This window comes from Halomonas sp. KM072 (genome assembly GCF_050710315.1).
In the GTDB taxonomy this organism is placed as follows: Bacteria; Pseudomonadota; Gammaproteobacteria; order Pseudomonadales; family Halomonadaceae; genus Vreelandella; species Vreelandella hamiltonii.
In genome coordinates, this window is sequence record NZ_CP136132.1 from 3,872,828 (window position 1) to 3,880,313 (window position 7,486).

The following is a 7,486-nucleotide window of genomic DNA, read 5'->3' on the forward strand; positions in this document are numbered from 1 at the left end:
GGGAGGCACGCGTCAAGCTCGCCACGTCCAGACAGGCCATGGTGACCAGCAACGCGTGCTCCCGATGAGAGTGCAGGCCCTAACCGGGCCATATTGCCAGGGTTTGGCATCAGGTGCCGGCATGGGCCGGCAGCGGCATACCGCCGCACTCGACCCCGCAGGATGTCCTGCGGATCGCACTCGAGACCTCCAGGGGAGAAACACAGTGGAACTGCTTTCCGGCGCAGACATGATCGCCCGCTTCTTGCAAGATGAGGGCGTAGAGTACATCTATGGTTATCCCGGTGGTGCGGCGCTGCATATTTACGATGCGCTGTTCCGCCAGGACAAAGTGAAGCACATCCTCGTGCGTCACGAGCAAGCGGCCACCCACGCGGCTGACGGCTATGCCCGTGCCTCCGGCAAGCCCGGCGTGGTGCTGGTGACGTCCGGCCCCGGTGCGACCAACGCAGTCACGGGTATCGCAACTGCCTACATGGACTCCATTCCCATGGTCGTGCTGTGTGGGCAGGTCATGAGCCACCTGATTGGTGACGACGCCTTCCAGGAAACCGATATCGTCGGCGTGACCCGGCCCATCGTGAAGCACAGCTTCTCGATTCGTCACCCTTCTGACATTCCGGAAGTGCTGAAAAAGGCCTTCTACCTGGCCTCTACCGGTCGTCCCGGCCCCGTGGTCGTCGATATTCCCAAGGACATGACCGCGCCCACCGAGCGCTACGAGTACGTGTACCCGAAGAAGGTCAAACTGCGCTCCTACAATCCGGTGACCCGTGGGCATACCGGGCAAATCAAGAAAGCCGTCGAGATGATGCTGAAGGCCAAGCGCCCCGTGTTCTACACCGGCGGTGGTGTGGTTACCGGCAAGGCCAGCGAAGGCTTGACCGATCTGGTGAAGCAGCTTGGTTACCCGATCACTACCACGCTGATGGGCATTGGCGCTTACCCGCAAAGCGACCGCCAGTGCCTGGGTTGGTTGGGCATGCACGGCTCGTATGAGTCCAACATGGCCATGCACCACGCGGACCTGATCATTGCCATCGGCGCACGTTTCGACGACCGCGTGACCAACAACACGTCGAAATTCTGCCCCACGGCCAAGATCATCCATGTGGACGTCGATCCCAGCTCGGTCTCCAAGACAGTACGGGCCGACGTGCCCATCGTAGGTCCAGCCGCCAGCGTCATCAACGAGATGATCAGCCTGGTGCAGGGGCACGAGATTGCCCACCCCGAAGCGTTGACCGACTGGTGGCAGAAGATCGACGGCTGGCGTGCCGAGCGGGAAGGCAAGCTCTATGAGCCCTCCAAGCCCGGCGAGGCGCTGAAGCCCCAGGAAGTCATCGAGGCGCTGTGCCGCGTCACTCGGGGCGAAGCGTACGTCACCACCGACGTGGGCCAGCACCAGATGTTTGCCGCGCAGTACTACAAGTTCGACAAGCCCAACCGCCTGATTACCTCCGGTGGCCTGGGCACCATGGGCTTCGGCTTTCCGGCCGCCATGGGCATCAAGCAGAACTTCCCCGAAGACGACGTGGTGTGTGTCACGGGGGAAGGCAGCTTCCAGATGATGATGCAGGAGCTTTCCACCTGTAAGCAGTACGGGGTGGGGGTCAAGATCGTCAACCTGAACAACGCTTCGCTCGGCATGGTGCGCCAGTGGCAGGATTTGAACTACAAGTCTCGCCATGCGCACTCTTATATGGAGTCGCTGCCCGACTTCCATATGCTGATTGAAGCATATGGGTTCACCGCGATCACCGTGAAGACGCTAGACGAGTTGGAGCCGGCGCTTGAGCGTGCGTTTGCCAACAAGCATGAGCTGGTCTTCCTGGACGTGAAGGTCGACCCCCATGAACACGTCTATCCGATGCAGGTACCGTTGGGTGCTATGCGTGACATGCTGCTGTCTAAAACGGAGCGTACCTGATGCGTCATATCATCTCGATTCTGATGGAAAACGAACCGGGTGCGCTGTCACGTGTGGTCGGGCTGTTCTCCCAGCGTAACTTCAATATCGAAACGCTGAACGTAGCACCGACGGAAGACCCGTCGCTGTCACGCTTGACGGTCACCACCATCGGTGACGACCGGGTGATCGAGCAGATCACCAAGCACCTCAACAAGCTGATCGACGTGGTGAAGCTGGTCGACCTGACCGAAGGTAACCACATCGAGCGGGAATTGATGCTGGTGAAAGTCAAGGCGCTGGGCGCTGCCCGTGATGAAGTGAAGCGTACCGTGGATATCTTCCGCGCCCAGGTCGTGGACGTGACACCGAGCCTCTACACCGTTCAGATCACCGGCGATGCCTCCAAACTGGATGCTTTCCTGCAGGCCATGGCGCCGGTGGGCATTCTGGAAGTGGCGCGTACGGGCGTCTCCGGCATTGCCCGCGGTGACAAGGTGCTGTCGCTCTGATCGCGCGTTAGTACCCACCCAAAACCGCCCTTCGCCGGGCGGTTTTTTTGGTGCGCCCGGCACGGGCGCACTCCTGGAGGTGCAAGTCCTCCCGTGAGCTGGCCACAGCGAACGAAGCGAAGCGCAACTGCGGAAGGGCGACCGACCGTGGGGAGGAAGCGTGGAGCGTAAACCGTGAGCCGATGAACAAGAATCGGATACGAGGCACTGCCAAGCAGGGCGAGCGGGCCAAAAGTCGCGAAGCTCTTGTGGCCAAGGCGAGGCGGTGTAAATCCGGCGGTTGTGCGGTGAAGGAGTGTGTTCTTACCCGGGGAGATCTCGCCTCATGTCTGAAAGGGCGACGTGGCAACACGGAGCGAGAAGTCAGCAGAAGCCATAGTAGCTGCTTGGTCAGGGCGAAGGGCTGAACGAGAAGGAGCGTCAAACGCCTTGTCGATGAGCACTGTAACGCATCAGATGCCCGCGCCAGCGGGGCGGGTCGCGGAACGGGAAGGTGAAGCCTTACCGAATGCGATCAGCGATGAAACAGGGCTCCCGCGGCGAGAACCGGAGGGCGCAGGGCGAAGCCTGCTTGAGCAGGCGTTCGCACGAGAGAATATGCAGCGGGCATGGAAGCGCGTGAAGGCCAACAAGGGATCGGCAGGTGTGGACGGGCTGGATATTGCCCAGACCGCCGAACACCTGCGATGGGTGTGGCCGGAGCTTCGCCAGCAACTGCTGAGCGGCTCCTACCAACCACAACCCGTTCGTCGGGTAGGCATCCCGAAACCGGACGGCAGTGAGCGGGAACTGGGTATCCCCACCGTCACCGACCGTCTGATTCAACAGGCACTGCTGCAAGTGCTGCAACCTCTGATTGATCCCACCTTCAGCGAGCACAGCCACGGCTTCCGCCCGGGCCGCCGGGCCCACGATGCGGTGCTGGCTGCGCAACGCTACGCCCAACAGGGCCGCCATATCGTAGTGGACGTTGACCTGTCGAAGTTCTTCGACCGGGTTAACCACGACATCCTGATCGACCGCCTGAAGAAACGCATAAACGACCCCGGAGTCATCCGGCTGGTGCGTGCGTATCTCAACGCGGGCATCATGGATGGTGGCGTGGTCATGGATCGGCATGAGGGCACGCCGCAAGGCGGGCCGTTGTCGCCGTTACTGGCCAACGTTCTGCTGGACGAGGTGGATAAAGAGCTGGAACGTCGGGGGCACTGCTTCGCCCGTTACGCTGATGACTGCAACGTTTACGTTCGCAGTGAGAAGGCGGGAGAACGGGTGATGCGCCTGCTACGCCGGTGTTACAACAAACTGCGCTTGGTGATCAACGAATCCAAAAGTGCAGTCGCCAGCGTGTTCGGTCGCCAGTTCCTCGGCTACGCCCTGTGGCAAGGGAGGGGTGGAGACGTTCGACGGGCGGTATCCGCCAAGGCGTTACAGGCGTTCAAGCTCCGGATCAGGCAACTGACCCGGGGGGCAGATGGTCGCAGCATGGCCCAGGTGGTGGAGAAGCTCCGCAGTTACCTGCTCGGCTGGAAAGGGTACTTCAGGCTGGCACAAACGCCACGCATCTGGCGATCACTGGATGAGTGGATACGTCGCCGCCTGAGAATGCTCCACCTCCGGCACTGGCGACGGGGCAAGACGATCTACCGGGAGCTGACCCGCTTAGGCGCGAGTTCCTGGGTTGCGGAATCCGTGGCGGCGCTGAGTCGTCGCTGGTGGCATAACAGTCGCTCTGCCATCCATAATGTGCTGACCATTGCCTACTTCGATCGGTTGGGAGTGCCGAGACTCTCGTGAAACCTCAACTTCTCGAACCGCCCGGTGCGGACCCGCATGCCGGGTGGTGTGGGAGGGGCGGAACCTATGGGTTCCCCCCTATCCCGATTTTTTGGATGGCGCCAGGCGGATGCCGCTAGCGAGGTGCCACCGTGGTCCAGAAAGCATCGATCATGGGATTTTGCAGCCGCCGGTTCAGCACGCACAGGCCAACATCGTAGTGGGGCAGCTCGGGCTTGACGTTGAGTACCTGCACACGCTCTGCCAGCGGGCTGTTGTCCAGCACGATACGCGGCACCACGCCGACCCCAAACCCTAGCCCCACCATGCTGACGATGGCCTCATGTCCTGCCACCTGGGCATAGATGCGGGGCGTAATACCCATGGCCTTGAACCAGGTGTTGGCGTACTCCCGCGACAGGCCCGCCTCCGACAGAACCATGGGCACATGCCGCCACTGTTCGGCGGTCGAGCTTTCCGGATGGCTAGGCAGCCAGGCATGGGTTTCCGTCGGGGCGATGAACAACAGCGGCGAGCGGGTGAGCGACTTGAACGCCAGGGCGCTGGGAGGGATGCGAGGTCTGGGCGTAATGGCCATGTCATCGGCCCCTTCCAGTACGCGGTTCATGGCGTCTGCCGGGTCACCCGTATGCAGCTTTAGCTCAATGCCGGGGTGGCGTGTACGTACATCGCTGAGTAATTCATACAGAAAGCTGTAGCTCGCCGTGACCGAGCAATAAATGCTGATCTCCCCGCTGAGTTGTGCTGTGGTGGCGGCCAAGGTGCGTTTTTGGGTTTCCCACTGCTCTAGCGTCTCTTTGGCATAGTGTTGGAACGTGATGCCTTGAGGGGTTAGCGTCACGTGGCGGTTATCGCGCTCGAATAGTCGAGTGCCTAGCTCGCTCTCTACCTGTTGAATAGAGCGGCTCAGCGTCGAGGGGCTAATGTGGCAAAGCTCGCTGGCACGGCCAAAATGCAGTGTGTCGGCCAGGGTGACCACGTGTTTGAGTAGACGAAAATCCATAAAGGCCGACACCCTAAGCGTGATTTCATAATATGAAATAGTATGTTGCAAATATAGCGTTTTACGCAACGGCTGCTCTATCGTAGAGTGACCTCAACGCCGAATCCCAGTGCTGCATAAGACGGCACGGGTGGCCATCAACGCTGACCTATACGCTATAAAATTTGATATTACCGACTTCTGGAGTCTCGCCATGCACGTTTATTACGATAAAGATTGCGACCTGTCCCTGATCCAAGCCAAAAAAGTTACCATCGTTGGCTATGGTTCGCAGGGCCATGCGCATGCTAACAACCTGAAAGAGTCTGGCGTTGATGTCACTGTCGCATTGCGCAAAGGCTCCTCGTCTGCGGCGAAAGCAGAAGCGGCAGGCCTGAAAGTCGCCAGCGTGCCGGAAGCGTGCAAGACCGCTGACGTCGTCATGATTCTGGCGCCGGACGAAAACCAGAAAGCCATCTACGAGCAGGAAGTCGAGCCGAATCTGAAAGAAGGCGCGACCCTGGCGTTTGCCCACGGTTTCAACATCCACTACAACCAGATCGAGCCGCGTAAAGACCTCGACGTGATCATGATCGCGCCGAAAGCACCGGGCCACACCGTGCGCTCCGAGTTCGTCAAGGGCGGCGGTATTCCCGACCTGATCGCGATCCACCAGGATGCCTCTGGCAACGCCAAAGAGCTGGCGCTCTCTTACGCTGCAGGCGTTGGCGGTGGCCGCAGCGGTATCATCGAGACGACCTTCAAGGATGAAACCGAAACGGACCTGTTCGGCGAGCAGGCGGTCCTTTGTGGTGGCGCGGTCGAGCTGGTGAAAGCCGGTTTCGAAACCCTCACCGAAGCAGGTTACGCACCGGAAATGGCCTACTTCGAGTGTCTGCACGAGCTCAAGCTGATCGTCGACCTGATGTACGAAGGCGGCATTGCCAACATGAACTACTCCATCTCCAACAATGCGGAGTACGGCGAGTACGTGACCGGCCCTGAGGTGATCAACGACGAGTCTCGCGCTGCAATGCGCAATGCACTCAAGCGCATCCAGACCGGCGAGTACGCCAAGATGTTCATCCAGGAAGGCAACACCAACTATCCGTCCATGACCGCACGCCGTCGCCTGAATGCCGAGCACGAAATCGAGCAGGTGGGTGCCAAGCTGCGCGGCATGATGCCGTGGATTGCTGCCAACCAGCTGGTCGACAAGTCCAAAAACTGATCGACCACCGTCATGAAAACGCCCCGAAGCGCCTCTGCGTGCTTCGGGGCGTTTTGCATTCCGGCTGTCAGGACTGGTCGGCAAGGGTTCACCGTGTAGAATGAGAAGGGTTCACTTGTGAATGTGACTTCACTCTAAATGGATGACACTTATGACTCAGGATGCTCGCGACCCAGAGCAGGAATCGCTCCCTTCGTCCGCTGCAGGCGCGGACAGCGCGGCTACTCCTTCGTCGAAGGAAGAGGAAATCGTGCGGAACGAGGATCTTGCCGCTGCTTTTCTTCGTGAAACCGAAGTCGTGGAGGAGGCCGTCGAAAACGGCAAGAAGATTCGCCGCAAGGGCATCTACCTGCTGCCCAACCTGTTTACCACGTCGGCACTGTTTTCTGGTTTCTTTGCCGTGGTGGCCGGGATCAATGGCGAGTTCACGTCGGCAGCGGTGGCCATCTTCATCGCCATGGTGCTGGATGGCCTGGATGGTCGCGTGGCGCGCATGACCAATACGCAAAGCGCTTTCGGGGCAGAGTACGACAGCCTGTCGGACATGATCTCGTTCGGCATGGCGCCTGCCCTGGTCGCCTTTACCTGGATACTGCAAGATATCGGCAAGACCGGCTGGGTGGTGGCCTTTCTCTATGTGGCGTGTGCTGCCCTGCGCCTGGCCCGCTTCAACGTACAGATCGGCAGCGTCGACAAAAAGTGGTTCATCGGCTTGCCCAGCCCTTCGGCTGCGGCGCTGGTCGCCGCCAGCGTGTGGACATTCCACAGCTTCGACGCCGATGCCTTCGGCTTCAAGCTGCTGATGCTGCTGGTGGTGGGCGCGGCGGGTATTCTCATGGTGAGCAATATCCGCTATTACAGCTTCAAGGACCTGGACTTCAAGAAGCCCGTGCCCTTCGTGGTGCTGCTGGCGGTGGTGCTTGGATTCGTGATGATCTCGGTACAGCCCTCGGTCATGTTGCTGTTGCTGTTTGGTGCCTACGTCTGCTCGGGGCCGGTGCTGGCCGTCATGCGCAAGGCCAAGCCCAAACATTGAGCTGAAATTATTTTACAAA

At 59.9% G+C, this 7,486-nt stretch carries 6 protein-coding genes; 5 read left to right on the top strand and 1 reads right to left on the bottom strand.

Features of this window, described 5'->3' with window-relative positions:
- Positions 1 to 205: 205 nt before the first annotated feature.
- The 3 genes from RVM26_RS18425 to ltrA all read left to right on the top strand — a co-directional run bounded on the left by RVM26_RS18425 (position 206) and on the right by ltrA (position 4,218).
- Positions 206 to 1,930 carry an acetolactate synthase 3 large subunit gene (locus RVM26_RS18425; protein ID WP_287807962.1) on the top strand — a complete coding sequence of 575 codons (1,725 nt, stop codon included), beginning with the start codon at positions 206 to 208 and terminating at the stop codon, positions 1,928 to 1,930.
- Positions 1,930 to 2,421 (top strand): acetolactate synthase small subunit, encoded by a 492-nt coding sequence (gene ilvN, locus RVM26_RS18430; protein WP_016916051.1) that lies wholly within the window; start codon positions 1,930 to 1,932, stop codon positions 2,419 to 2,421. Before RVM26_RS18425 ends, ilvN begins: the two co-directional genes overlap by 1 nt.
- A 435-nt stretch (positions 2,422 to 2,856) precedes the next feature.
- Positions 2,857 to 4,218, top strand: a complete 1,362-nt coding sequence (ltrA, locus tag RVM26_RS18435; RefSeq protein ID WP_498940063.1) for a group II intron reverse transcriptase/maturase — start codon at positions 2,857 to 2,859, stop codon at positions 4,216 to 4,218.
- Positions 4,219 to 4,333: 115 nt separating this feature from the next.
- Here the strand turns inward: ltrA and ilvY are convergent, their stop codons facing one another.
- A complete protein-coding gene (gene ilvY / locus RVM26_RS18440) occupies positions 4,334 to 5,221 on the bottom strand; it encodes a LysR family transcriptional regulator (protein ID WP_498940065.1) in 888 nt (295 codons plus the stop codon).
- Positions 5,222 to 5,414: 193 nt separating this feature from the next.
- On the opposite strand from ilvY, the gene ilvC reads away from it, so the two are divergent.
- Positions 5,415 to 6,431: a ketol-acid reductoisomerase gene (gene ilvC / locus RVM26_RS18445; RefSeq protein WP_016916053.1), complete on the top strand. Its 1,017-nt coding sequence runs from the start codon at positions 5,415 to 5,417 to the stop codon at positions 6,429 to 6,431.
- Between the two features lie 151 nt (positions 6,432 to 6,582).
- Positions 6,583 to 7,467 (top strand): CDP-alcohol phosphatidyltransferase family protein, encoded by an 885-nt coding sequence (gene pssA / locus RVM26_RS18450; protein WP_498940067.1) that lies wholly within the window; start codon positions 6,583 to 6,585, stop codon positions 7,465 to 7,467.
- Positions 7,468 to 7,486 lie beyond the last annotated feature (19 nt).

What these genes read in the sequence shown, in the direction of transcription:
- ltrA (WP_498940063.1), top strand. Translation starts at nt 2,857, where the DNA reads ATGAGCACTGTAACGCATCAGATGCCCGCGCCAGCGGGGCGGGTCGCG.
- ilvY (WP_498940065.1), bottom strand. Translation starts at nt 5,221, where the DNA reads ATGGATTTTCGTCTACTCAAACACGTGGTCACCCTGGCCGACACACTG.
- ilvN (WP_016916051.1), top strand. Translation starts at nt 1,930, where the DNA reads ATGCGTCATATCATCTCGATTCTGATGGAAAACGAACCGGGTGCGCTG.
- pssA (WP_498940067.1), top strand. Translation starts at nt 6,583, where the DNA reads ATGACTCAGGATGCTCGCGACCCAGAGCAGGAATCGCTCCCTTCGTCC.
- ilvC (WP_016916053.1), top strand. Translation starts at nt 5,415, where the DNA reads ATGCACGTTTATTACGATAAAGATTGCGACCTGTCCCTGATCCAAGCC.